General features: G+C 40.4%; 24 protein-coding genes. 15 read left to right on the top strand and 9 right to left on the bottom strand.

What is annotated here, in order from left to right; all coding sequences use genetic code 11:
• Positions 1-34 precede the first annotated feature (34 nt).
• The 3 genes from QMA12_RS12745 to QMA12_RS12755 form a co-directional block, all read right to left on the bottom strand.
• Positions 35-772, bottom strand: a complete 738-nt coding sequence (locus QMA12_RS12745; protein ID WP_290209318.1) for a helix-turn-helix domain-containing protein — start codon at positions 770-772, stop codon at positions 35-37.
• Positions 762-1,211, bottom strand: a complete 450-nt coding sequence (locus QMA12_RS12750; RefSeq protein ID WP_290209320.1) for a carboxymuconolactone decarboxylase family protein — start codon at positions 1,209-1,211, stop codon at positions 762-764. Before QMA12_RS12750 ends, QMA12_RS12745 begins: the two co-directional genes overlap by 11 nt.
• A gap of 144 nt (positions 1,212-1,355) precedes the next feature.
• Positions 1,356-2,492 (bottom strand): PQQ-dependent sugar dehydrogenase, encoded by a 1,137-nt coding sequence (locus tag QMA12_RS12755; RefSeq protein ID WP_290209321.1) that lies wholly within the window; start codon positions 2,490-2,492, stop codon positions 1,356-1,358.
• Positions 2,493-3,640: 1,148 nt separating this feature from the next.
• On the opposite strand from QMA12_RS12755, the gene QMA12_RS12760 reads away from it, so the two are divergent.
• Positions 3,641-5,299: a P-loop NTPase fold protein gene (locus QMA12_RS12760; RefSeq protein ID WP_290209324.1), complete on the top strand. Its 1,659-nt coding sequence runs from the start codon at positions 3,641-3,643 to the stop codon at positions 5,297-5,299.
• 117 nt (positions 5,300-5,416) lie between these two features.
• Here the strand turns inward: QMA12_RS12760 and QMA12_RS12765 are convergent, their stop codons facing one another.
• The 3 genes from QMA12_RS12765 to QMA12_RS12775 are packed head-to-tail and all read right to left on the bottom strand — an operon-like array spanning position 5,417 to position 7,240.
• Positions 5,417-6,040 (bottom strand): hypothetical protein, encoded by a 624-nt coding sequence (locus tag QMA12_RS12765; RefSeq protein ID WP_290209326.1) that lies wholly within the window; start codon positions 6,038-6,040, stop codon positions 5,417-5,419.
• Positions 6,027-6,578, bottom strand: coding sequence for an RNA polymerase sigma factor (locus tag QMA12_RS12770; RefSeq protein WP_290209327.1), 552 nt, complete (start codon positions 6,576-6,578; stop codon positions 6,027-6,029). The genes QMA12_RS12765 and QMA12_RS12770 overlap by 14 nt, the downstream gene beginning before the upstream one ends.
• Positions 6,579-6,601: 23 nt before the next feature.
• A complete protein-coding gene (locus QMA12_RS12775) occupies positions 6,602-7,240 on the bottom strand; it encodes an energy transducer TonB (protein WP_290209328.1) in 639 nt (212 codons plus the stop codon).
• A 198-nt stretch (positions 7,241-7,438) separates the two neighbouring features.
• Between QMA12_RS12775 and QMA12_RS12780 the strand changes: the two genes are divergently transcribed.
• The 5 genes from QMA12_RS12780 to QMA12_RS12800 all read left to right on the top strand — a co-directional run bounded on the left by QMA12_RS12780 (position 7,439) and on the right by QMA12_RS12800 (position 10,975).
• A complete protein-coding gene (locus QMA12_RS12780) occupies positions 7,439-9,181 on the top strand; it encodes a potassium/proton antiporter (protein WP_290209329.1) in 1,743 nt (580 codons plus the stop codon).
• Positions 9,182-9,261: 80 nt separating this feature from the next.
• Positions 9,262-9,768 (top strand): DUF3087 domain-containing protein, encoded by a 507-nt coding sequence (locus QMA12_RS12785; RefSeq protein ID WP_290209331.1) that lies wholly within the window; start codon positions 9,262-9,264, stop codon positions 9,766-9,768.
• A 63-nt stretch (positions 9,769-9,831) separates the two neighbouring features.
• On the top strand, positions 9,832-10,047 hold the full coding sequence (locus QMA12_RS12790; RefSeq protein ID WP_087533796.1) for a TIGR02450 family Trp-rich protein: 216 nt from the start codon (positions 9,832-9,834) through the stop codon (positions 10,045-10,047).
• Positions 10,048-10,087: 40 nt separating this feature from the next.
• Positions 10,088-10,507: a Replicative DNA helicase gene (locus QMA12_RS12795; RefSeq protein ID WP_087533795.1), complete on the top strand. Its 420-nt coding sequence runs from the start codon at positions 10,088-10,090 to the stop codon at positions 10,505-10,507.
• An 18-nt stretch (positions 10,508-10,525) separates the two neighbouring features.
• On the top strand, positions 10,526-10,975 hold the full coding sequence (locus QMA12_RS12800) for a low molecular weight protein-tyrosine-phosphatase (protein ID WP_290209373.1): 450 nt from the start codon (positions 10,526-10,528) through the stop codon (positions 10,973-10,975).
• A 33-nt stretch (positions 10,976-11,008) separates the two neighbouring features.
• On the opposite strand, the gene QMA12_RS12805 is transcribed toward QMA12_RS12800, so the two are convergent.
• Complete coding sequence (locus QMA12_RS12805) at positions 11,009-12,091, bottom strand: energy transducer TonB (protein ID WP_087533793.1); 1,083 nt, start codon at positions 12,089-12,091, stop codon at positions 11,009-11,011.
• Positions 12,092-12,360: 269 nt separating this feature from the next.
• Here QMA12_RS12805 and ribA point away from each other — a divergent pair, with 269 nt between their 5' ends.
• The 6 genes from ribA (at position 12,361) to csrA (ending at position 18,435) form a co-directional block, all read left to right on the top strand.
• Positions 12,361-12,984, top strand: coding sequence for a GTP cyclohydrolase II (gene ribA, locus QMA12_RS12810; RefSeq protein WP_087533792.1), 624 nt, complete (start codon positions 12,361-12,363; stop codon positions 12,982-12,984).
• A gap of 78 nt (positions 12,985-13,062) precedes the next feature.
• Positions 13,063-13,848 (top strand): BPSS1780 family membrane protein, encoded by a 786-nt coding sequence (locus QMA12_RS12815; protein ID WP_290209333.1) that lies wholly within the window; start codon positions 13,063-13,065, stop codon positions 13,846-13,848.
• Positions 13,849-13,856: 8 nt separating this feature from the next.
• Positions 13,857-14,309 (top strand): regulatory protein RecX, encoded by a 453-nt coding sequence (locus QMA12_RS12820; RefSeq protein ID WP_087533807.1) that lies wholly within the window; start codon positions 13,857-13,859, stop codon positions 14,307-14,309.
• 20 nt (positions 14,310-14,329) lie between these two features.
• Complete coding sequence (gene alaS, locus QMA12_RS12825; protein WP_290209335.1) at positions 14,330-16,930, top strand: alanine--tRNA ligase; 2,601 nt, start codon at positions 14,330-14,332, stop codon at positions 16,928-16,930.
• Positions 16,931-16,936: 6 nt separating this feature from the next.
• Positions 16,937-18,154: an aspartate kinase gene (locus QMA12_RS12830; protein WP_087533789.1), complete on the top strand. Its 1,218-nt coding sequence runs from the start codon at positions 16,937-16,939 to the stop codon at positions 18,152-18,154.
• An 89-nt stretch (positions 18,155-18,243) separates the two neighbouring features.
• Complete coding sequence (gene csrA / locus QMA12_RS12835) at positions 18,244-18,435, top strand: carbon storage regulator CsrA (RefSeq protein ID WP_004587515.1); 192 nt, start codon at positions 18,244-18,246, stop codon at positions 18,433-18,435.
• A 34-nt stretch (positions 18,436-18,469) separates the two neighbouring features.
• Here csrA and QMA12_RS12840 read toward each other — a convergent pair whose 3' ends face one another.
• Positions 18,470-18,937, bottom strand: a complete 468-nt coding sequence (locus QMA12_RS12840) for a YcxB family protein (protein WP_290209336.1) — start codon at positions 18,935-18,937, stop codon at positions 18,470-18,472.
• Positions 18,938-19,055: 118 nt separating this feature from the next.
• On the opposite strand from QMA12_RS12840, the gene QMA12_RS12845 reads away from it, so the two are divergent.
• Positions 19,056-19,499, top strand: a complete 444-nt coding sequence (locus tag QMA12_RS12845; RefSeq protein ID WP_290209337.1) for a hypothetical protein — start codon at positions 19,056-19,058, stop codon at positions 19,497-19,499.
• Positions 19,500-19,612: 113 nt separating this feature from the next.
• Here QMA12_RS12845 and barA read toward each other — a convergent pair whose 3' ends face one another.
• Entirely contained in the window at positions 19,613-22,378 is a 2,766-nt protein-coding gene (gene barA / locus QMA12_RS12850; protein WP_087533786.1) for a two-component sensor histidine kinase BarA, read from the bottom strand.
• 98 nt (positions 22,379-22,476) lie between these two features.
• Here barA and rlmD point away from each other — a divergent pair, with 98 nt between their 5' ends.
• Together rlmD and relA are read left to right on the top strand one after the other, a co-directional pair.
• Positions 22,477-23,802 (top strand): 23S rRNA (uracil(1939)-C(5))-methyltransferase RlmD, encoded by a 1,326-nt coding sequence (gene rlmD / locus QMA12_RS12855; protein WP_290209338.1) that lies wholly within the window; start codon positions 22,477-22,479, stop codon positions 23,800-23,802.
• 8 nt (positions 23,803-23,810) lie between these two features.
• Positions 23,811-25,967, top strand: a complete 2,157-nt coding sequence (gene relA / locus QMA12_RS12860; protein WP_290209339.1) for a GTP diphosphokinase — start codon at positions 23,811-23,813, stop codon at positions 25,965-25,967.
• Positions 25,968-25,969: the final 2 nt, after the last annotated feature.

Genomic DNA, 25,969 nt, shown 5'->3' on the forward strand with positions numbered 1-25,969 from the left:
GTTAACGAGAAAGCCTGCAAATTAGCAGGCTTTTTTATTGCTGAATTAACTTTTTATATTTGGCGGGAGTTATTTGCAAAATGGCATTGAATTCATTGTTTAGATGGGATTGATCGGCAAACCCGCATTCAAGGGCGATCTGTACCAAACTTAGCTGTGGGCTTTCTTTTATCAATTTTTTAGCCTGCCTGATTCTGTAAATACGTGCTAAGTGCTTGGCGGTAATGCCGCAGGTATTTTTAACGTAACGCTCTAATTGTCGCTTACCTTTTGGGCTATCATCATAAGCAGTAGTGAGTGGGGTCAGATTGATTATTTTATGGATCAGTGCTTGTGTGTGCTCAATAGTATGATGATGTACTTCTGGTGCATTGAAGTGTGCTGATAACAAATCTATAAATGAATCTAAATTCGCATCTTGGTCAAGCGCTTGTGCAATATCTCTTAAAGTAGTTGGTGCAACAAGGGAATGATTGACCTTTTGTAGGTGAGCATGCCCTGCGGGCTTAAACCTGATCCCACAAAAAATGGAGCCTGCAGTAAATGTCACTTTTTCTGATTGCGTAGAGATGGTTTGCATAGAATAGGGGAGATTCAATGGTTTGCCAGCTAAGTTAAGCTGCCCAGAAATTAAAAATATCACTCCTTGGGCGCCATCGCAGGGGAGCCAACTCTCCCCTGAAAATTGGGCGCGAGCAAACCAAATTGCTTGTACATAATCAGCTATTTCGCCTGTTGGGCTGTATAGCTCAAGTAATAGTTTATCGTTCATTAAACTCGACTGTAGGTTTAAACATTTTGACTATACGATTCCAACTATTTATAGCATTAATAGCTACGGTGAGCGCGACTAAACTTGGTTGATCAAATAATTTTTCCAGAGTCAGGTAAAAATCATCATCAATGTGCTGTGACAAGGTTAACTTCTCGCAAAGCGCTAATGCAGCACGCTCTTTATCGTTATAAAGAGGTGCGTCTTGCCAAGCACTAAGAGCGATAATGCGGTTAATGCTCTCACCATACTCCAGCGCTTGTTTACTATGCATTGCCAAGCAATACGCACATTGGTTTAACTGTGATGATCTTAATTTCAGCAGTTCCCAAATAGTCACTCCAAAAGTGTTTTCGACTTTTTGTTTGATCAATGCTTCTTGATCAATTAAGTAGGTTATTAACTCGGGTTCAACTTTATAGTAATTAGCTCTTTGCATAATCGTTCCTAATAGATAAATAACAGCTATCTAGTTTAGTGACGAGTAAATAAAAATAATTGCAAAAAAGCGACTTTAGTAACCTGAGAACAACAAAAAAGCCCTGAAAATATCAGGGCGTGAATGTTTAGTGGTAATCGTAGGTTAGGCTTTTGGCACTATGCGGTAAATTCCCATACCATCAATGCCCAGATATAAATCACCATTTGGGTGAGTTGAAATACTGCGTACGCGGCCAGCGCCTTCAAACAGCTTACTGTGACCCGTTACTTTATTGCCATCAAGCTCAACTAATACTAAGTGAGCAAACTTCATTGCACCAACGAGTACGTGACCTTGCCACTGCGGGTACTTATTACTGGTAACAAATTCCATACCAGAGGGCGCAATAGACGGCACCCAAACCCAATCTGGTTGCTCCATTCCTTCGCGGCTTGTTTCATCAGTGATTTTAGTGCCAATGTAATTAATGCCGTGGGTTACTTCTGGCCAGCCGTAATTGGCACCAGCCTTAATAATATTGATTTCATCACCGCCACGAGGGCCATGTTCATGACTCCAAATTGCCCCCGTTTGTGGGTGTTTTGCCATGCCTTGAGGGTTACGGTGGCCATACGAATAGATACTCTTATGCGCATTTGGCTGACTTACAAATGGGTTTGATTCAGGAATTGAGCCATCGCTGTTAATGCGGTGAATTTTACCTGCATCGTACTCAAGGCTTTGAGGGTGAACATCACGCTTACCGCGATCACCGATAGAAAAATATAAATAACCGTCGTTATCAAACTCAATACGCGAACCATAATGTTTGGTTGCCGTGGTATTAGGTGCACCATCAAACAGTAATTGAGTATTAACGAGCGCCATGTCTTTTAGTTGTGCGCGCATGATTGACGTATTATAGCCTTCGCCATCACCTTCATAGCCCGAGTATGAAAAGTAAATCCAGCCGTTGTCGTTAAAATTAGGATCAAGCTCAATATCTAATAAGCCGCCTTGTCCTTGAGCATGTACTTTAGGCACGCCAGTGATTTTTTGATCTAGCAATTTGCCATCACGAATAAGCCTAAGTTCGCCAGCGCGGTCAGTCACTAATAAATCTTGTTCGTTAAGCCATGCCATTCCCCAAGGAATTTGAATGCCTTTAGCGATTAATTCAAGCTCATATTTATCAGCACTTTTAGCGACCGGGATTGTTTGTTCGGATTGTGCGCAGGCTTGTAGGCTGGTTAAACCAATGAGGCTGATGATTAAGCTAGTACAAAAAGACTTTTTCATAATGACTCCAATTTTTAAACATGGTGCTATTAGCCTAGCGCGTTATGATTGAGATTGTTATTAACTTTCGCGAAAGTACGACTATTTACGTAATTATAAGATAAATGAGGGAGTTGCCGCGCGGATGTTGTAGGTTGGGTAGAGTGCAACGAAACCCAACGAGCTTAAATTGTAGAATGTCATTTAGGACGAAAAAGAGAATTTCACCACTGAGGGCACAGAGGCGCTTCGCTGCACAGAGGTTAAATATTTGATGTGGGAGATGGCTTTAGCCACGAAGGGATTAACATCAGTGATAAATGAGCCTCTAATAGGTGCTGAGCTTGCTGGCGCGTGTAATTTGTAGGTTGGTTAGAGTGCAACGAAACCAAACGGGTTTGGTTTAAATTGTAGGTCGCCCTTTAGGGCGAAAAAGTGAATCTCACCACGGAGAGCACAGAGGCGCTTCGCGCTGCACAGAGCTTAAATATTTGATGTGGGAGAAGGCTTTAGCCTCGAAGGGTTTAACACCATAGGCTCTGAGCTTGCTGGGCTTTTATCCCAAAAAGTTGCATCATCTTGGCTGAAGGTTTTTTCTGCTAACTTGCTAACTTGCTAACTTGCTAACTTGCTAACTTGCTAACTTGCTAACTTGCTAACTTGCTAACTGTTTAAAAAACCTTATTCAAGGTTTTGTCGCGCTGGCGACGGCAGCCAAAGAGGGGCTGCCGCTGGCCCCTCTCTGGACTCTCCCAGCGCCACCCGAGCATCACGCTTAATCCTTCAATGCGTAATTGATGTGAACGTAAACGGCGAAGATAGGCCAACTTGCACATCCATGTACGCTCCCCAGTTCGGTCATCCATGACCTCTCGTTCAAAGCTACGTTTTTCACCCATGGCGAAGTCACGGCTTAACGCGCATTGCCTACATGGATGTAGGTACTTAGGATTTGTCGGGAACAAAATCCTGCCATGCGCGATATTACTCATCAATTACTTATTTTCAGGGCGCGATGACGGGGGAAGGGTGTTAAACGTGAGATTAGTTTTTAGTCTTGGCAAGACAATAGGCCTTACTCAGTGCATTTTTATGAGGGCTATTTAAGAATTATATTTCTTAACTTTGTATGGCACTATATAAAAAAGAGATATTTAAGAGGGAATTTGATGGCTGATATAAATGACTTTGATTGGAGCACATCGCCAAATAGTAAAATAGATGAGTACTTTCCTGCTGATAAGTTAGATAGAGCTAAATACGCAACATTTCTCACAAGGTTATTAATTCAAGAAGGTTTTGACGAGAATAGGCCACATGAAGAGCAAAAGAGAAACTACGTATTAAACTTAAATGCCGAGTGGGGCGCAGGTAAAACATACTTTCTCAAGCGCTGGTCACAGGAACTCAAAAACTTTCCGGTTGTTTATATCGATGCTTGGCAACAAGATTATTCTGACGATCCTTTTTTAACTGTTATTGCTGGCATTATTAAGCAGCTTAGTGCGCAGGCTAATTTCGCTATTAGTATTCCAAATAAAGCAGCGTCAATGTTTAAAGCTGTTGCACCTGCTATAGCACAAGGCTTAACTAAAAAAATAACTGGTATCAATATAGATGAGTTAAATACATTACTCTTTTCTGAAGACGAAGGTGAAGAAACTGAGAAGGTAGAATCTAGCAAACAAAATAGCTCAGAATTCTCACCAGCAGTCAAAGCGCTTGCTCAAAATCTGATTAAAGAGCATGAAGCAAAAAATAAAAGTATCGAGGTCATAAAGTCTAAGTTAGCAGATTGGGTCAGTAAATTTGAGCAGCAGAAAGATAAAGAATTACCTATCTTCGTGTTTATTGATGAGTTAGATCGTTGTCGTCCAAGTTATGCTGTTGAAATGCTCGAAACTATAAAGCATATATTTGATGTTAAAGGCATCGTCTTTGTGGTGGCGACCGATACAGAACAATTACAACATACAATTAAGTCAGTTTATGGTGAAGGGTTCGATGCTAAAGTCTATTTAGGCCGATTTTTTAACAGCCGATATAGTTTAAAACGCCCTGCACTAAGTGAATTTTTAAATGTGCATGCCGACGGAACAAAGTTTGAGCCCGAATATCTTAAGAGCAGAAATATTCAAATATTACCTCAAACTGAAAAAGCTGAAACTGCATTCGCAAATATTTCAGTAGTATTAGATGCTTTTCAAGTATCGGCGAGAACAGCTATACAAATTACAGAACGTATTACAGCCATTATTGCAAACTTACCAGGCGGTAAAAAAGTAGATATTCTTGTGTTGGCTACTTTGTTTTGTATCTATGAAAAAGATCATCCGCTTTATGAAGAGATTATGAGTGGGCGATTTAAAAGAACAGAGCAAAATAATAAAGGCGAAATTAAAGACATAAGTTTGGCTGACTTTCTTCAATACAATATTTCAGATGAGTATTTATCAGCAAAGGTCGCATCCTTTATTGAGCCGCAAAAATATCAATTGAATTATGGAATTTACAGAGGTGGTAAAAAGGAATACATCATTTCTCTTGTTAAATTTATTGAACAAATATTTTCTAAAATCTTTGATGTTGAAACTTCAGGTTTTTATGATTTTATGGGAGGAAGTAGAGAGAGGAGGCCCTTGACGGAAATTCAAAAAGCAGAAGAAGCTTTAGTAAAACTTGATCATGAACGCTCTGAACCTGAGGAAGTGGGAATCCATTTGGTTAAATATATTTATGCTCATGATGAATATACCCAGATTACGAAAGAACATTATCGTGATTTTGTAGAGTTATCTTCGCCGTTAGATTACATGGGAGATAACTGATTTTTATACATGATAATTTTAGAACTTGGCTTTTTGAATAAAAGCTAAGCCAAGGTTTCACATCTCAAGCTCTTCTCTGTGTAGCGCGCAGCACCTCTGTGCCCTCGGTGGTGAAAATCACCCCTTACAGACCTTAACCCCACTCCCAGCATGCTTAAGTGCGATAATCTGGCCTTGGCTGTTGTGGGCCATGGCGAGCATGTCGCCCATGGTGATGTTGCTTTCAATGGCGTGTTTGGTGTTAAGGTCATTTAATAGCGAGTCTTTTATTTGAATGAGCATTTCGCTGTGGCAGCTGGCGATGTACCAGTCGTCATCAACGTTAACTAATTGGCCGTATTCAATATAGCGCTGTTGATGTAGGCGCAGGTCGGCGGCGAGTTTATCGTCGAGCCTCTGTTTTTTTCGGGTAATTTCACTTGAATAACTGCCCGCATTATCGACTTGATGAACTTCAATAAAATGATACTTACTTTGCTGTACGGCATACGTGTTAAGTGTGCTTAGTTGATCGGGATTGTTATCTGTTGTGTTAAACATGGTAAAACCAAGTGCCACTAATGCGCAGGCAAGGCCGGTCATTTGTAGGGGTAGTAAAAAGCGGGTGGGTTTTTTGTTTGGAGCGCTATCTGAGAGCTGCGCTAATGTGGCACGTTGCTCTGCACTGAGTGAATGGCGTTTTTTACGCTCACTAAAATGTTGTTCAAGTTGGTGTTCAAACTGCTCGTTATGCTTGGTCATTGTCAGCTCCTAGTATGATTTTTAAGTTTTGTTTTGCATAACGTAGCCGTGTTTTTACGGTTTCATGATTACTTTGGGTAATATGCTGTATATCGTCTAGTGAAAAGCCTTCTTGTTGTAAAGTGAGGGCTTCACGTTGCACAAAGCTTAGCTGCATTAAAGCGCGATTAAAGCTGTCATAGTCAAAACTGGGCTCTGTTTGAGCGGTTGTTATTGCTGTATTCTCTTCAAGTTCAACAAAGCGCTGTTGCTTGCGGTATTCATCAATTAACGCATTGCGAGCTAAGCGAAATAGCCAGGCTTTAGGGTTGTTTTGACCTTGATAGTGATGGCGTTTTTCCATCACTTTTAACCACGTTTGCTGGCTAATATCAAAGGCGAGTTGCTCATTACTTTGCGTCACTAAATAATGATATAAGTCGTTACCGAACAAGGTGACGAGCTTAGTTAAGTGACGTGTGTCGCCACTTTTTGCATAGTCAGCTAAGTAATCATCACTTGGCTGACTAATAAACCATGATTTTAAACTTGTAAGCATAGGCACCCTAGTATGTATTCGCGCTACTGGTTTTGATCTAATTTAAAGTCAAGCTGCACACTTTGACCAGTTTGCAGTTGTGCTATGCCATCAATCACTTTAGGGCGGTATTTCCAACGCTTGATTGCTCGCAGTGCTTCGCGGTCAAAAATACGTTTTGGTTCAGAGTCAGTTACTTGCGCATCAATAACTTCCCCACTTGGTGATATATTAAAGCTTAATTGTACCCAACCTTCAATGCCTTCACGTGCTGCAATTGTCGGGTATTTAGGGTTAATTCGCACAATGGGTGTTGCTTCACCTGTGGGTTGTTGTAAATGTGTTTTAATATCTCCACCTATTTTATCAATACTAATATTGGGTGTAATTGCTGTTGTGATTACATTGGTATCAGTGCTAGGCGGGTTACGGGGCGGTACCTTTGGCGGTGTTTGCATTTTTGGTGGCGGCGGTAGTGTTTGCTTTTGTTGCACTTTGGTATCTTCAGGTACTTGAAATATTTCTACTACAATATCTTTAGTGTTTAAATTTGTGGCGCGTTGCTCACCACTGATTAAGTATTGCATAAAAGCGAATGCGGCAAACGTCATGGCTGCACCACCAATAATTGCGGTTGATGTTTTTAATGTTGGGTTAGTGTGTGGAAAATCTAATGTTTGCATAAGCGAGCCTTTGTAATTAAGAACATAGTGATTAGTAAAACGTGTGATAAATTAAAAAGGGGTGATATTTTTTTATAGCTTTTGCTTATTTATTTAAATTTTTATATAGCTGTTTTATTAGGTTGTTGTATTTTATGTTAAAGTTAAAGGGCTTTAGTCGTCTTTCATTTATGTTTATACAAGGTATAAATTCCAAATATGTTTGTAATCGATAATATAATTCTTGTCAGTGCCGTATTAATTTTATTGGGGGTTATTTCGAGTAAGTTATCTGCTCGAGTTGGCCTACCTGTACTTGTTTTATTTTTACTTGTTGGCATGCTCGCAGGGGAAGATGGCATTGCCGGTATTTCATTTGATAATGCCGAGGCCGCTCATGCACTCGGTACGTTGGCTCTGGCGATTATTTTGTTTGATGGGGGGCTGCAAACACCGATAGGTTCTATTAAAAAAGTTTGGAAACCTGCATCAGCGCTGGCAACCGTTGGGGTATTTTTTACTGCGGTGATTACCGGCCTAGTGGCTACATATATTCTTCAATTACCTGTATTACAAGGCGTTTTATTAGGGGCTATTGTTGGCTCAACCGATGCCGCAGCCGTTTTTGCGCTACTACGAAGTGCGGGTATCCATTTAAATAAAAAGCTTAAATCAACACTAGAAATCGAAAGTGCATCAAATGATCCAATGGCTATATTTTTAACCATTGGCTTGCTTGAAGTTTTAGTCAATGAAATGAAATTTGGCGCTGGATTATTACTTTTGTTTGTCCAACAAATGGGCATAGGGGCATTGTGTGGTGTGCTCATTGGTAAGTTAGCTATGTGGCTGATAAACACAATTAAGCTCAATACATCGGGTTTGTATTTAGTGATGGTGACTGCATTTGGTTTGTTGTCATTTGGTTTATCAGCCTCGTTGGGCGGTAGTGGCTTTTTAGCTGTATTTATAACCGGTGTTATCATAGGTAATAGCGAATTTGTATACAAGCGTGGTATTTTTCTGTTTCACGATGGCTTAGCGTGGCTGGGTCAAATAACGATGTTTGTGGTGTTAGGTTTACTGATTAACCCTTCGTCATTAGTTGATGTGTGGTTAGAAGGACTACTCATTGCATTAGCGCTTATTTTTATCGCTCGTCCTCTTGCTGTGGCACCTATTTTAAAGTTATTTGGCTTCAGTAATAAAGAAACCGTTTTTGTTTCGTGGGTGGGGCTACGTGGTTCAGTGCCAATTATTTTGGCTATTTTCCCTTTACTATTTGGTTTACCGGGTGCTGAGCTTATCTTTAATGTGGTGTTTTTCGTGGTGCTTATATCGGCAACATTGCAAGGTGCAACGATGCCATGGATTGCTAAAAAATTAGGTTTGGTTGAGCCGCCGCCATTACATGCCGCAGCAAAGCTTGAAATTACCGCTCTTAATGAGATAGATATTGAGATTGTAGAATATACCCTCAGTGATGAGTCGCGAGTTGTAGGACGGCGCTTATCAAGAGCTGCACTACCTGAGAGTGTTGTAGTTGCGATGATTACCCGAGGTACATCAACAATTCCACCAAGAGGCTCAACGACATTAAAATCGCAAGATCATCTCTTTGTGGTTTTAAAGCCTAAAAATAGGGCGTTTGTAGATTTAGTTTTTGCAGCAACAGATGAAACGCATCAAGATGATAATCATCTAACAAAGAATGAACTTCGTGTTAAGGGAGTCACTTTAGTCGGTGATATTTATTACTCGTATAATATGAAAATAGATGCGCCCGAAAATCTAAGTTTAGAAGAGTTAATTAACGAGAAGTTAGATCAGCCTCTGTGTAAAGGGGCTACGTTGGTGATAAATAATGTGCATCTGCGTGTGATCACTATGGTTAATACGCGCATTGTGACTATTGGCTTAAAATATATAAATGATAAGAGTAAAGAAATTACAGTTAATTAAGCTGTGGTATGTTGGTACTAAAAGCTTGCGCTATTAGTTACAATAGCTTGTTATTTTTACTCTTATTTTACTAGGCAGTTATGCAACTTATTCAAATTGATAAAGCTCGTTATCGTAAGCACTTAAACCGCGTCATTATTGGCTGCGGTTTAGCGTTAGCGGGTGGCAGTTTAGCTATTTCGCAAACTTTGATTGCGTTGTTTCCGGATGAAAGTGGCAGCCACTTTCATTGGAATTTATTGGGTGTTGTGGTGACGAGTGTTGCTATTGCCTTTTTACTTAACAAATACCGCAAACACGACTGCATGACCGAAGTAGTGTACGTGTGGGAGCTTAAACAAGCGCTCAATAAAATTACCCGTAAAATGCCGAAGCTTAAAGCTGCTGGGCGCGAGGGCGATGCGAATGCATTACTCGCTATTCATTATAGTTACGCAGGGTCACGTTTGTTGTGGCAGCTTGACGATAATACTATCACTATGGATGAATTAGCTATTAAACAAGCTGAGCTAGATAGTGTTGCTGAGAAGTTTAACTTAACGTTAAACGCAGATGATTACGATGAAGCAATTCTAAAACAATATTAATGAACTCAATTAACGCTATAAGCGTATGTTTAATTAAATTAAAATACGTTTATAGTGCTGAACATGAATAAAGTAACCCCCAAAAAATTGCTCAACAGTAAATGGACAGCGGTATCTCCTATCAATAAAGACAAACATTTCATGATCACAGTGATAGAATTTGATGAAGAAGGCCATGTTATCCATTGTGAGATAGAAGCGCTTATGTCTAAACGTACGCAGGTTATCGATTGGCTACAATTAAAAGATCAACACATCTGGTTACAAGGTTGGAAGTGATAAGTTATGATAAAGTTCTTATCCATAAAAGGCTGTAAACATGATGAATACTAAGCTGTACAAAGTGGTACTTAATTTAGCTGGTGAATTGGTAGAAGCAGCGCAAAGAAAAGATCAAAAGCGGTTTGATATGCTTTACAAGCAGCTATCTACATTGTGTACTGAGAATGAAAATACGCCAAAAGATCACCCTGTGCAGTGGGAAACTCTCGCTGACTTTACCGATGAATTTGCTGATGCAATCACGCTTTATGAAAAGGCGTTAGCAAAAGCAACCGTAATCAATGCGAAAGATTACATGTCATCAATAAGCTATTCATTAGCCACTATGCACCTTGAGTTAGGGCAAGAAGAGGCGGCAATTACTGCGCTGGAAAGTGCCAAAGTCAGTGCAAATAAAATTGCCGATAAAGAGCTAAAAGCCGAAATTGATGAATTGTTAGCTGATTTAAAAAGTTAAGAAACAAGGATCTAAAGCCTGAAAAAAGTGCTGGTGGTATGTTTGGGTAATATTTGCCGCTCCCCAACAGGAGAGGCCGTTTTACGTGCTAAGGCATTGCAAAAGAATGTTGAGCTTGAGGTCGACTCAGCAGGGACGGCAGCTTATCACTGTGGTAACCCTCCTGATAAGCGCTCTCAAGCGGCGGCTTTAAAGCGAGGTTATTCATTTAAAGGGATCCGTGCACGACAAGTCGAGCAGGGGGATTTTGAATATTTTGATTTAATCTTGGCAGCGGATCGACAAAATCTAACGGATTTAAATGCTCTTTGCCCTGCACACTTACAGTATAAATTAGCGCTTTTCTTAAGTTATGGCGACAGTGATATTGAAGAAATACCAGACCCATACTACGGTGGCGATAATGGCTTTGAGCAGGTGCTCGATTTAATCGAAGATGGCAGTGATAAATTACTCGATAGTTTATAATGATAGCTCTAACAAGGGCTATCATTTGATAGCTTAACTGCCGATTCTAAAATCAAGTTGCACTTCAGTTGTGGCAACTACGGCTTGGCCATTTTCAAACTTAGGTGCGTAGCGCCATTTTTCCATGGCCTTTACTGCTTCTCTTTCAAAGGCTGTTCCGCCTTTAGATTTAATTACTTCAATATTTTCAACAAAGCCTGTTTTACTTACGTCAAAGCGCATCTGAACGTAGCCGTCTCGTCTTTGTTTTACTTTGTTCATTGGGTACTCGGGAGGTTCGCGATAAAGGGGGGTTTGTTCTTGATCTTCTTTCCAAGGCACCATTTTAGCTATGGCGATACAGTGTTTAGTGGCTTCGTCACTTTGGCCTTCTTTCTCATAAAGGTAGACAAGTTTTGAGTGCGCAGAAAGCTCTGCTTGGTGATCAAAGCTGAGCTCTTTATCAAACACACTGACTACACGGTTTAGTCGCTCTATTGCTGTGCTGTAGCGTTTTTTCCCTTGTGCAAATGCCGCCACTAAGAAGTCTGCTTTTATGCGTTCAACTGAGTTTTCGGGTAAATTTTTGCTATAGTATTCATCTGCTTGCTCTAAATACTTGCGTGCTGTTAGGTATTTACTACCTCGGTAGTTATAAGCGAAGTCTTTTGCGGCGCTAAGTTTTAAGTCCGCTGCAAGTTTAGGTAACCCTTGCTTATCTAGTAATTCTATAACTTGCTCGTATAAATCAGCAGCTCTATTTGCTGAAGGAGCGCTATTGGCCATGCCTGATAAAGGGTCGACAAGCTCTAAACTTTTGGCACTATGATTGTTTAGTAAAATTTCATAAGCGCTGTTGAATAGTTGGTAACGCTTAGCTTTTAATTCTTTATTGGTATTGGCTATTTCGTTAGCGTAATTAACAGCTAGATTTGCTGTGTTGTCTGATTGCAGGCCGTAAACTTTTTTACCCAATTTATAGGCTTGCTCAGCGAAAGGTAAGGCATCGTCCGTGGTTTGTTGTGCAGCTAAATAACCTTGGTAGGCTGATTTAAATTGCTTATTTAAGCTGTCATCAGCTGATACGTAACCGCTAAAAGCGAGGCTTAAGCACAGTATTAATGCAGGTACTTTCATAATCATCCTTATTATTGTTAGAAAGTTAAGACTATCAAATGGGTACGATATTGTCATTGAGTAATATGTTATAAAAGCAAAATTGGATGAAACGTCTTTTGAAACTCGTATCTTGAGGTGGTTCGGGTATAATACTTGAATTGCAGGTAACAGCCTCAATATAGTTACCACTTATTGCGATGAACTTCATTAATGCTATTTTGTGATGATCTTAGATTTACAGTATCACATTTGCAGTATCGCATTTACTTTATAAATTTGGATTTGTCGTGGCGCAAGTAAGAGCTAGAGTCCAACTAAACGTTGGCAAAAACAGTGATATCCCCGCAGAAATTATTTCCTTTAGCGGCTTAAATGATGGTCAAGAGCATGTTGCTTTGGTATTTAACAATGCCGATAGTAAACAGCCAGTGCCGCTTATTCGCATGCACTCAGAGTGTTTAACAGGTGATGTATTTCATTCATCGCGCTGTGATTGTGGTGAGCAACTCAATGAATGCATCGAAATGATGCATGAGCAAGGCGGAATATTACTCTACCTTCGCCAAGAAGGTCGTGGTATTGGTTTGTATAATAAAATTGATGCTTACGTGTTGCAGTCGCAAGGCATGAATACCTATGAAGCAAATAACCATTTAGGCTTTGCTGATGATTTACGTGACTTTTCTGATGCTGTTTTAATGCTTGAGGCAATGGGCTTAACTCACGTTAAATTGATGACTAATAATCCGAAAAAGCTAAATGCTTTAAAAGATGCTGGCATTGAAGTTGATTCGGTAATTGGCACTCACGCTCATATCAAGGCGGGTGTTGCTGGTAATAAGTCTTACCTCGAAACCAAAATTAAACACGGTGCGCATATGTTAGATATAAAGAAGGTTAAAAAACCGTAGTTTTACAGTCTCGCCCCTGTAATCCCATTAAGCGCCGAGTTATACTCGGCGTGTTTTGTTGTTAATTTAAGAGCGTCTATGTCAATCGAGTTACGAGTATTTAAAGCCGAAGCAGGGGTTAAGTGGTTTAAAGCCGGTTGGCTTATATTTAAAACCCAGCCACTCACATTCATTTTTATGCATTTATTTATTGGTGTGGTGGGTTTACTGTCGTTATTTTTGCCATTCCTACAAATTATAGCAGCCCTGGCAACTCCGTTTTTAACTGCTGGATTTTATCAAGCCGTGCTAACCAAGCAGCAAGGCGGAAAAATTATGCTGGCAGATATTCTCAAGCCTTTCTCAGCCAAAGGTAACCGTATAGGCTTGCTGCGTTTAGCGCTTTATCAAATGGCAGCGGGCGTTTTAATGGCGTTGTTAGCAAATGGCTTGTTTGGTGAGGCAGTGGCTATTATGAGTGACCCGAATGTTGATCCCAATATTGCATTACAACAAGTGATTGAGAGTATCTCGATGGCCAATTTAGTCTTGTTTTTATTAGCCGTTTCATTTTACCTAACGGCGTTCGCTTATGCAGTTCCACTGGTATACTTTAATCAACAAAAACGTATTTTTGAAGTACTGAAAAGCTCATTACTGGTTTTTTATCATAATATGGCACCATTGAGTGTGTATGGCGCTATTTGTGCGGTGTTTATGGTTATATCTGCGTTTTTAACCTTCTTACCGCTGTTGGTTTTAATGCCAATTTGCTACATTAGTTTTTTTGTTTCATATCAGGCTATTTTTATGCCAGTTGTTCCACCGGCCGAGAACGGGGCTGCTGAGCCGCAAAATAACGATACAGGGCGTTTTGACGCTTAATGACACAAATGGACGAAGCACTTAAAAAAAAGCTAAAGAATTACGTACTGTGGTTACTTGGTCGGCAAGAATATTCGCGTCGAGAGTTAACCCAAAAATTACAGCAAAAAGAAGCAACACCTGAATTTATCGATGATTTATTGAATTGGTGTGAAGAACACAATTTTATAAATGAACAGCGATATGTTGAAGGGTTTGTTCGCCGTCACATTGCTAAAAAGCATGGCCTAAAGCGTATACAAAACGAGGCCATGGGAAAAGGAATTGATAGAGCCTTGCTCAACACAATTGTTGAAACAATGGAAATAGATTGGTTTCAACTAGCGCAGGATGCGTATTTAAAAAAGTATTCAAATGCACAGAACGATTTCGACTACAAAGAAAAAGCCAAACGTACGCGCTATTTAATGTATCGAGGGTTCAGTTACGAACAAATAGATTTTGCAATGCAAGCACAGTAAAAAATGGGTGAGACTTTCAAATGCAGCACATGACTACCGCACAGATCAGGCAACAGTTTTTAGACTTTTTTGCCTCTAAACAACACCAAATTGTTCCATCAAGCTCGCTAATTCCGGGTAACGATGCGACGCTATTATTTAATAATGCCGGTATGGTGCAATTTAAAGATGTTTTCTTAGGCGCAGAAAGCCGCCCTTACAACCGTGCAACCAGCTCACAGCGTTGTGTGCGTGCCGGTGGTAAGCATAATGATTTAGAAAACGTAGGTTATACCGCGCGTCACCATACATTTTTTGAAATGCTAGGTAACTTTAGCTTTGGTGATTACTTCAAACAAGACGCAATAAAGTTTGCGTGGCAGTTCTTAACTGAAGTTGTGAAGCTTCCACAAGAAAAGCTACTCGTGACTATTTACCACACCGACGAAGAAGCGTTTGATTATTGGTCAAAAGATATTGGCTTACCAAGCGAGCGTATCATCCGTATTGATACCGCTGATAATTTCTGGTCAATGGGTGATACTGGCCCGTGTGGCCCATGCTCTGAAATATTCTACGATCATGGTGAAGAAATCTGGGGTGGTCCTCCAGGTTCACCTGAAGAAGATGGTGACCGTTTCATCGAGATTTGGAACTTGGTATTTATGCAATATAACCGTCAAAGCGACGGCACCATGGAGCCATTACCAAAACAGTCAGTTGATACCGGAATGGGACTTGAGCGTATTGCTGCTATCTTACAGGGTGTACATTCAAACTACGAAATCGACTTATTTCAAGGCCTAATTAAAGCCGCTGCGATAATCACTAATGCTCAAGATATGGATGACAAGTCACTACGTGTAGTGGCGGATCATATTCGTTCATGTGCGTTTTTGATTTCTGATGGTGTTATGCCTTCAAATGAAGGGCGAGGTTATGTACTGCGCCGTATTATTCGCCGTGCAGTTCGCCATGGTAACAAGCTAGGTGCTCAAGGTGCGTTTTTCTATAAGTTAGTTGCCGCGTTAATTGAGCAAATGGGTCAAGCATACCCAGAGCTTGCTAAGCAGCAAGAAATTATCGAAAAAGTATTACGTATTGAAGAAGAGCAGTTTGGTAAAACGCTTGAGCGAGGCTTAGCTATTTTAGAAGATAGCTTAACTAACTTGAGCGGTGATGTGATTCCGGGTGAATTAGTATTTAAACTTTACGATACCTATGGTTTCCCAGCCGATTTAACGGCTGACGTTGCCCGTGAACGTTTTATGACGATTGACGAGCAAGGCTTTCAAGAGTGCATGGATGTGCAGCGTAAAACTGCGCAACAAGCAGGTAAATTTGGTGCCGATTACAACCAGCAATTAAAGTCTGATAAACACACTGACTTTAAAGGTTATGACGCAACTCAATACAGCGGCACTGTGATTGAAATGTTTGCCCAAGGTGAATCTGTTTCTGTACTTGAAGATGGCCAGCAAGGCATTGTCGTACTTGACCGTACGCCATTTTATGCAGAATCAGGCGGCCAAATTGGCGATACCGGTAAACTAGTGGTTGCCGGTGGCGAGTTTAGCGTTACCAATACCACAAAATTAGGTAATGCATTTGCTCACCACGGTACTGTAATGGGCCGTATTGGTGTGAATGATAAGGTTGAAGCAACAATTGATGATGCCCGTCGTGAGCGCGTTAAAAAGAACCATACAGCTACGCATATCTTGCATGAAGCACTACGTCAATTACTGGGTGATCATGTATCGCAAAAAGGCTCTTTAGTTGATCCTGAGCGTTTACGTTTTGATTTCTCGCACTTTGAAGCGGTCACTAAAGATGAGCTTCGTGAAATAGAGCGCGTAGTGAACGACGAAATTCGTCGTAACTTTGCTCTTAACACTGAGCTTATGGCTATTGATGATGCTAAAGCAAAAGGTGCAATGGCCTTATTTGGTGAAAAATACGATGACGAAGTACGCGTAGTAACAATTGGTGATTACTCAATTGAGCTATGTGGCGGTACTCATGTTAAGCGTGCTGGTGATATCGGTTTATTCAAAATTGTATCAGAGAGTGGTATTGCAGCGGGTGTTCGTCGAATTGAAGCGGTAACAGGCGCCGATGCAATTGCTTATGTGAGTGAGCAAGAGCAATACTTAAATGATGTTGCCGCGCTTGTTAAAGGCGACAGTGCATCGGTACTTGAAAAAGTAACGGCTTTACTTGAAAAGTCAAAAGGCCTTGAAAAGCAAATCGCACAACTTAACGATAAACTAGCAAGTGCCGCTGGCGCATCATTACTTGACTCCATTGTTGAGATTAACGGTGTTAAACTGCTTGTTGCGAATGTTGAAGGCACCGAATCAAAAGCCTTACGTGGCATGGTTGATGACCTGAAAAACAAGATTGGCTCAGGTGTTATTGCGCTCGGTGTTGCAGATGGTGCTAAAGTAAGCCTTATCGCAGGTGTTACTAAAGACTTAACTGGTAAAGTTAAAGCTGGTGAGCTGGTAAATCACATGGCTTCACAAGTCGGTGGTAAAGGCGGCGGTCGTCCTGACATGGCGCAAGCCGGTGGTTCACAACCTGAGAACTTAAGCACTGCACTTGATAGTGTCACGCCATGGTTAACTGAGCGCGTATAAGCTTAAGTGGCACTTATAGTTCAAAAGTTTGGCGGCACTTCGGTAGGATCTATCGAGCGTATTGAAGCTGTCGCCGACCTTGTTGTTAAAAATAAGCAACAGGGGCACCAAGTGGTAGTTGTACTCTCTGCTATGTCAGGTGAGACCAACCGCCTTATTAACCTTGCCAAACAAATTGATGCTCGCCCGAGCAGTCGTGAACTCGATGTTTTATTAACCACCGGTGAGCAAGTTTCAGTTGCTTTGCTTGCGATGGCGATTATTAAGCGTGGCCATTCAGCTGTGAGTTTACTCGCCGACCAAGTAAATATTCAAACAGATAACATGTTTGGTAAAGCCCGAATTACCGATGTTGCGGCTACGCGTTTAAAGCAGGAACTAGAACATAACCGGATTGCAATTATTGCTGGCTTTCAGGGGCGTGATATTGAAGGTAATATCACTACATTGGGTCGTGGTGGTACTGATACCTCAGCAGTTGAAATTGCCGGTGCCATTAGTGCAGACGAGTGCCAGATTTATACCGACGTTGATGGCGTGTACACTACAGATCCGCGTATTGAGCCTAAAGCTCGGCGCATGAGTCATGTAACCTTTGAAGAAATGCTCGAAATGGCCAGTTTAGGTGCTAAAGTATTGCATATTCGCTGTGTTGAAGCGGCGGGGAAATATAATCTACCGCTTCGCGTATTATCTAGTTTTAACCCAGATCAAGGTACCTTGATAAGCTTTGAGCAAACCGACATGAAAAATAACGTAGTTTCTGGAATCGCATTTAATCGTGATGAAAGTTTAATTCAGGTCAAAAACGTGCCTGCTGGCACACAATATTTAGCTACTATTTTGAAACTTTTTGCAGATAATGGCATCGAAATAGATATGATTAATCAAGTTAATCATAAATTTGAAAAAATAGACTATGCTTTTACTGTGCACAGCAATGATTTTGAACAAGCGCTTGAAGTATTACAAAACAACCACCATATTATCAGTAGTACCGAAATTTCTGGTTGTCAGGCTGTTGCAAAAGTTTCAGCTGTTGGTGCAGGTATGAAATCACACTCTGGTGTGGCAAGTTTATTTTTTGATGCACTTGCTCAAGAAAATATTAAAGTGTTGTTGGTATCAACATCTGAGATAAAAATATCAGTTTTGATCGACGAAAAATATTTAGAGCTAGCTGTTCGTGCATTACACAGAGTTTTTTTAACAGAAAATGAATAGAAATAGAGTTTTTACTTACTTTTAAGATTTATTTTCTTTAAGATACGAACGCGGAATCTTTTAATTTATTGGAATATGGGAGCAAGAGAATGCTAATACTAACTCGTCGAGTAGGTGAAACCCTAATGATTGGTGACGAAGTAACAGTCACTGTACTAGGTGTTAAAGGAAATCAAGTACGTATTGGTGTAAATGCACCTAAAGACGTTTCGGTTCATCGTGAAGAGATTTACATGCGTATTCAAGCTGAAAAGTCTAACCCTAATCCGGGCAATGCTTAATCAACGAATCAATTGAATTGATATAAAAGAGCCGCTATTTAGCGGCTCTTTTTTGTATGTAGTTTATTGCTTCATCACTCAACACACTATTAGATATGTATTGCATCCCTTGCTTACTCTTAAGCAAAATACCACGAGGTGTAAAAATGACCTCATCGATTTGCTGCCATTTTATTTGATAGCTTTTATGTGGATTTTCACTGCTAAAGCCTTGCTCGTCGATTGTTAACTTTGCCTTTGAACCAGATGCACGACTGAACATTTGCCTTGTGACCCACCAAGGTCTACGGTAATAAAAAGCAACACATTCAAGAACAGCAGCCATAATCATAAAGTTACCTAGGTAGTGTTGTTCTAGCGCATAAATCGAAATTAACCCTAAGCTAATTAAAAGTACTAAAAAGGCATATTTAGGTTTGGCCTGCGCACTGTAAGGCAGTGACTCGTCGAAACATTCGTAGAAGTAGGGCTTATCAAGCGTGTAGCTGGTGGTAAATTGCATAATTTGGCTATTTATTTTATCAGTTGCCTTATTTTAACAAGACTAAATATAAAAAGCCGTTTCTTTTAGCTGTCATTATAAGATGGTTTAATAACATTGCTTATTTAGAGGAGTATGTATGTTCATAACTGTAAGTATGACCTTAGCTTTATCTATTGGGGCTTTATCGAATAATGAGTTAATGATTACCCCAGCAACCAGCACTGACTTTTTAGTTATTGCAGATATGCCATATACTCCAATAGACACTGCTAATTTACGTGAAGATGGAGTATTAGGTCAAAAATTAAAGCACAAACCCCATGGGTTCTTAATGCACCTAGGTGATATCAAAGCCGGCTCGCAGCCGTGTACAAATGAGCTACTTGAGCGTAATAAACAACTACTTCGAAACCTTACTGAGCAACCCTTTATTTATACCCCTGGGGATAATGAGTGGACAGATTGCGACCGCGCCACTTTAAGCCCGCGTTATGATGAACTCGAAAGATTGGCATTTATTAAAACCTTAATGTACACACAAGACACGCTTAAATGCGCCCGGAGATTACATGGTAAGTGATATAACCCAAGTAAGCATAATATCTAATGAAGGAAAGCCTCGTTGGCAAATAAGTAGCTTAAAAACCGGTAAACCATTAACGCGGGAATGCCGTTAAACTATGGTCGGTATATTTAATCATCCGCCATTCCTGCATCTTTTATCAAGTTTTCAAGTTCATCTTGTAGCTCAAATAATTCAGGTTCGATATGGCTTAGTTCGCAATCACTTTTCAAAGCGGTTTCTAAAGCTTCGGCTAAATTTTTCAGCTTAGGAACACCAGTATAACAACATGCACCATGGAATTTATGAATAATACTTAGTACATGTTCACAATCTTGGCTTTGTATCGCCTCGTCTAGTAAACGTAAAGTCTCTGGTACGCTTAATAGCAACATATTTAGCATTTCAAGCGCAAGCTCATGTTTGCCGCCAGCACGTTGCAATGCTAATGGCCAGTCAAGCGAACTACTGTTGAATGGTGGTTCATAGTGGGTTTGTTCTTGGCGGCTTTTATCGCGTTTAAGTGGCGACTTAGGGCTGTGATCACTAATGATCTGTTTTAGCATGTCTTCATCAATCGGCTTGGTTAAATAACCTTTAAAGCCATCTTTTATTAACTGCTCTTTTTCACCTGCTAGAGCATGTGCGGTTACAGCTATAATAGGTGTATCTTCGTTTAAGGATGATTCTCGAATGAGTTTACATGCAGTAATCCCATCCATAATCGGCATTTGAATGTCCATAAAAATAATATCGTATTTATGGCTTTTACTTAGGCTATATGCTTGAGAACCATTATGAGCAGTATCAATTATTTCGATTTGTTCTTCAAGTAAAGTACAAATGAGTTTTAAATTGGCGTCGTTATCATCAACCACTAATACCTTTAGTGGCAGTAGCTTCTCGTCATTTTCTTCAATGTTGTGCACCGGGTGATCAAGGCGATATGGCGCGGCCAGTACTTCACATAATTTACGGTGGTTTAACGGTTTACTTAAACACGCATCAGCGCCACTGCCAATATATGCTTCACGCATACTATGAGAGACGGTGTTGAGCATTAAGTAAAGATAATCAGTGGAATTGCGTGCAGCTTTTATGTAGCTTTTTAGTCGCTGCATTTCATCAACTGAAGCTACATGGCCAATAATACAAATATCGTAATTAAAGTCTTTATTAATTTCTTCTAAAAAGCACTCTTCACTAAAACAACCTGTAACTTGGGTATCCCATTCGTTTAATAATGATAATACGGCATGGTGGGTGTGCTCGTGTGGTTCAAGGTATAAGATACGCTTATTGGCAAGCGATTTACTTGGTAAGTCACTGTTATAACCATGACTCGGTAAATTAAATACACCGTTAAAAGTAAAGCATGTACCATGGCCCGGTGCTGAGTTTAACGTAATACGCCCACCCATCGCTTCAACGATGTGTTTGGTAATAATTAGGCCCAGTCCGGTGCCACCAAACTTACGGGTAATACTTGAGTCTGCTTGGCCAAATGGTGTAAACAAGGCGTCTTGTTTATCCATAGGGATGCCTACACCTGTATCTGTTATAGATACTAAAATAGAGGTGCGCTCTTCATCTAATAAACGATGCCCTACGTCGACTTTAATAGCGCCTTTCTCAGTAAACTTAATCGCGTTACTGATGAGGTTAATAAGTACTTGTTTAAAACGAGTTGGATCGCCGGTAATGTTGTCGGGAACTTGTGAATTGATATAAATAGATAACTCAAGTTGTTTTTCATCAGCACTTGGCGCGAGAAGTGTGAGCACTTCATTGATGTTATCTCGCAACTGAAACTGTATAGATTCAAGCTCCATAGCACCGGCTTCAAGTTTAGAAAAGTCTAAAATATCACTGATAATGGTCATCAAGCTATTGGCTGAAAGCTCAATGGTATCTAGGTAATCCTTTTGGTGCTTATTCAGTGGCGTTTTATGTAGTTGACGAGTAAAACCAATAACACCATTGAGCGGAGTACGTAATTCATGACTCATTTTGGCTAAAAAGTCAGATTTAACTCGGTTCGCATCTTGCGCGTCTGTTTTTGCAATATTGAGCTGGATATTTTGTGTTTCGTACATTTCAAGCGACTCACGCAAGTCGCTGGTAGCTTGGTCGATATGCTTTTGCATCTCGTCTTTTTGCATCACCATGGTATCTGAAATAGTATTTAAACCTTGGCGTAGTAGTTCAAACTCTCCCATCATTGGAGTATTCAGCCCAGTATCTCTTTTACCTTCAGTAAGCTTATCGGTGGCAAGTACTAACTTATTGAGTGGAGTCATGAACATTCTACTCAAACGTATTGCCAAAATAACCGCTAACAATAATGCAAAAATAATCACTATGCCGCTGACTAATAGCGCTTGTTGCTGGCCAATAATCGCTTGGTCTTTATTTAATTGAACAATCACAGTGCCTATGGATGTTTGAAATGCAGTATCATTCCAGTGCGCTTCTGGTGTTGAGTGATTTATGATTGGCGTGTAAAAAGTAATAAAGTCACTACTTTGCACCACTTTAGTTGTTTTATTAGTGCTCAGATGTTCGCTAAGCATAAGGTCGTCAAAATCACGATGATAATTACTAGTCAGAACGAGCTGTTCATTTACATCAAAAATAGCGATAGTTTTTATAGCAGGAGAGTGTTTGTTATGAGTATGACTGATCAGTCTATTGAGCAGTTGCTTATTTTTTACTAATAAAGGTTGCTCAATTGCGATAGATAAAGGCTCGGAAATAGTTGTCCCTTGCTGATATAATATTTCATCAAGCTCAAAGTAACGATTTATTGTAAAATAACCGCCGAGTAATAATCCGATCAGTACGGTGGGGATCAATGTGAGTGTTAAAACTGAGTCACGCAAACCGAGTTTAGTCATAGAATAAATGTTGTTATCATTTTTAGTTATCTAAGAGTATATACTTATAAGCGAGTAATCAATCTTGTCCGCAAAATCAATATGTAAGGTGTTGCCTGATGGCACAGTTTTTCCAAGCTAAAAAAAAGACCCTATCAGGGCAAACAGTGCCATTGACCATCACAGGCATGGATCACCAAGGACGAGGAATAGCCAAACACAAAAATAAAGTGTGTTTTGTCAGTGGTGCATTAAGTAACGAAGTCGTCAAAGCTCAGTTAACAGAGGATAAAGCTCGTTATAGCGTGGCAAAAACACTCAAAGTAGTACAAGCGAGTGATGCCAGAGTCGAGCCTTTTTGTGAGCATTATCATCAATGTGGTGGTTGTCAGTTACAGCATTTACGGTTGGATCAGCAGTTGGTTGAAAAACAAGCTGCTGTGAGTCAGTTGTTTGCTAAATTTGCAAAACTAGACGATATGGCGTGGCAATCACCTTTATTAAGTGAGTCAAAGCATTACCGCCGTAGTGCTCGATTGGCCGTAATGTATGACAAAAGCGCTAAAAGAATGTGCGTAGGTTATAGGGCACAAGGCTCTAAGCAAATTATTAGTATTAATAAATGCCCGGTGTTGAGCAGCGTTTTTGATGATGTTTTTAATCAATTTGATACGCTTTTAAATACCCATCATGAATTACGCAGTGTAAGCCACATTCAATTATGCCAAGCAGATGAGCAAAACGTTGTTATCTTGCGCCATACTAAAGCTATTAGTGAATCGCTCAAGCAAACCATTATTGAAATTGGTTTAGCACAAAAATGGCAAGTTATTTTCCAAGGTGAAAGTCAGCTTATTGAACATGACCATTTACCAACACCGTTTTATCGCTTACCAACACAACAGTTAAAGTTTGAATTTGGCTTAGAAAACTTTATTCAAGTTAACGCCAAAGTTAACCAAGATATGTTAACCCAAGCTGTTGACTGGCTTAGCTTAAATGGGGACGAACAGGTACTTGATCTGTTTTGTGGTATCGGTAACTTCTCTTTAGTGGTGGCTAAATGTGCAAAAAATGTGATTGGTGTAGAAGGAGTATCATCAGCGGTTGCAATGGCACGGCAAAATGCGCAAACTAACCAAATAGCGAATGCGCAATTTCATTGCTTTGATTTAACTCAAACAATTGAGCAGGCATCGTGGTTTAGTAAAGAGCTAAATGTTTTGTTGCTAGATCCTTCTCGTACCGGTGCATTAGCAATTTTAGAGCAACTGCCGCTTAAGCAATTTAAGACGATTCTATATGTATCTTGCGATCCTGTTACTTTAGCCCGTGACAGTGCAATTATTTCGCAGGCAGGATTTTCACTGCAAAAGATAGGGCTAATGAATATGTTTCCGCATACTGGGCATATTGAAACAATGGCGTTATTTCAACGGAGGTAGAGCGCAACATGGTAGCTACGAGACAGTCACACCAGCAAGAAAAGCCGGTAGATTTTAGCACCCGACTAGATTTGTTAGCAGTCGCACAAGAAAAACGTGAGCTATTAATTAAAGCAGATGGTTTATGTGCCGCTTTACCTGCTCAACAGCACCAAATTATGGCGATGGAAATGGTCGAAATTTTGGTGGAGATGAATCTTGATGCCGATACTTTGGCAACGGCTTATATTACTCCTTATTTTTTAGCTGATTTAGTCTCTATTGATATCGTGACTGAAGTAATGGGCGAGCATGTTGCAACATTGCTAACCGGTGTGGCGCAAATGGCTACCATTAGCACATTAGCTCATCAAGGTAATGGCACAGTGCAAGTTGATAACATTCGTCGCATGTTATTAGCCATGGTTGAAGACGTCAGAGCCGTGGTTATTAAGCTGGCGGAGCAAGTATGCCATTTACGTGAACTAAAAAACGCCAGTGAAGAAGAACGCGTTATTGCCGCTAAAGAGACGACTGATATTTTTGCGCCGCTTGCAAACCGTTTAGGTATAGGGCAATTAAAGTGGGAGCTTGAAGACCTTTCTTTTCGTTACCTTCATCCTGATCTTTATAAAAGTATTGCCAAACAATTAGATGATAAACGCCTTGGTCGTGAAGCGTATATGGCCGATATGGTTGAGCAAGTAAAAACCAAGCTTGAACAAGTGGGTATTACGGCCGAAGTATATGGCAGACCAAAGCATATATACAGCATTTACAAAAAAATGGCGCAAAAGAACTACGAATTTGATCAACTTTTTGATATTCGTGCGATGCGTATTGTGGTTGATGAATTGCAGGATTGCTACGGTGCACTAGGTATTGTGCATACGAATTGGCGTCACTTAAATAAAGAATTTGATGACTACGTGGCAACGCCAAAACAAAATGGCTACCAATCTATTCACACCGTAGTGTTTGGCCCTGAGGGTAAAACCGTTGAAATACAAATTCGTACCCACGCGATGCACCAAGATGCGGAACTGGGTGTAGCTGCACACTGGATGTATAAAGAAGGCGCATTACCTGGGCGTGGCTCAGGATACGAGCAAAAGATCAGCTGGTTGCGTAAATTACTTCAGTGGCAAGAAGAAGTGGTTGATGGCAGTGATTTAGCTGACGAACTTAAAAACCAAGTGGTCGAAGACCGCGTGTATGTATTTACTCCACGTGGCGATATTTTTGACCTGCCGCTGGGGGCAACGCCTCTTGATTTTGCCTATTACATTCATTCAAATGTTGGGCATCGCTGCATTGGTGCAAAGGTGTTTGGTAAAATAGTGCCATTTACCCACCAGTTGAGCACGGGGGATCAAGTTGAAATTCTCACCCAAAAACAGCCAAATCCGAGCCGTGATTGGTTAAACCCATCTTTAGGTTATATTAAATCATCACGAGCGCGAGCGAAAATTCATCATTGGTTTAAACAACTTGATCGCGATAAAAACTTAAGCGCTGGTAAAGAGATTTTAGATAATGAATTGCAAAAACTTGAGCTGACATATAAAGATCTTGAACCTGCTATCGCGCGCTATAATTTTAAAGAGCTTGATGACTTACTCGTTGCTATTGGGGCGGGCGATGTGCGTTTAAACCAGTTACTTAACTTTATAACTGACCGTACTGATGATGAACCGGTAATTCGCTTTAAAAACCCAACTAAAATGAGTGGGGATAAAAACGGGATTGTGGTTGATGGCGTAGGCAGTTTAATGAGTCACGTTGCTAAGTGCTGTCGCCCAGTACCGGGTGAGCAGATTATCGGCTATATCACTCAAGGTCGGGGTATCGCTGTTCACCGCGATGACTGTGATTCATTTAATAATTTAAAAAATAAACACCCAGAACGTGTCATAGCGGTAAGTTGGTCAGATGAAATAAATGGCTCATATGCACTAAGTATTAAAATAGAGGCAAGCGATAGGGCAGGCCTTATTCGTGATATCAGCTCAGTGCTTGCGAATGAAAAAGTAAATGTGTTGAATATGAATATGGAAACCCTTGAAGACAGGCAATTAGCTAAATTCACGATGCAGGTTGAAGTGCATGATTTATCAGGCACTAATCGCTTGTTATCAAAGCTGGATCAAATTGAAGGCGTTCACCAAGCTAAACGAGGTCAGTAGAG

This window comes from Pseudoalteromonas sp. APC 3893 (assembly GCF_030408095.1).
Taxonomy (GTDB): Bacteria; Pseudomonadota; Gammaproteobacteria; order Enterobacterales; family Alteromonadaceae; genus Pseudoalteromonas.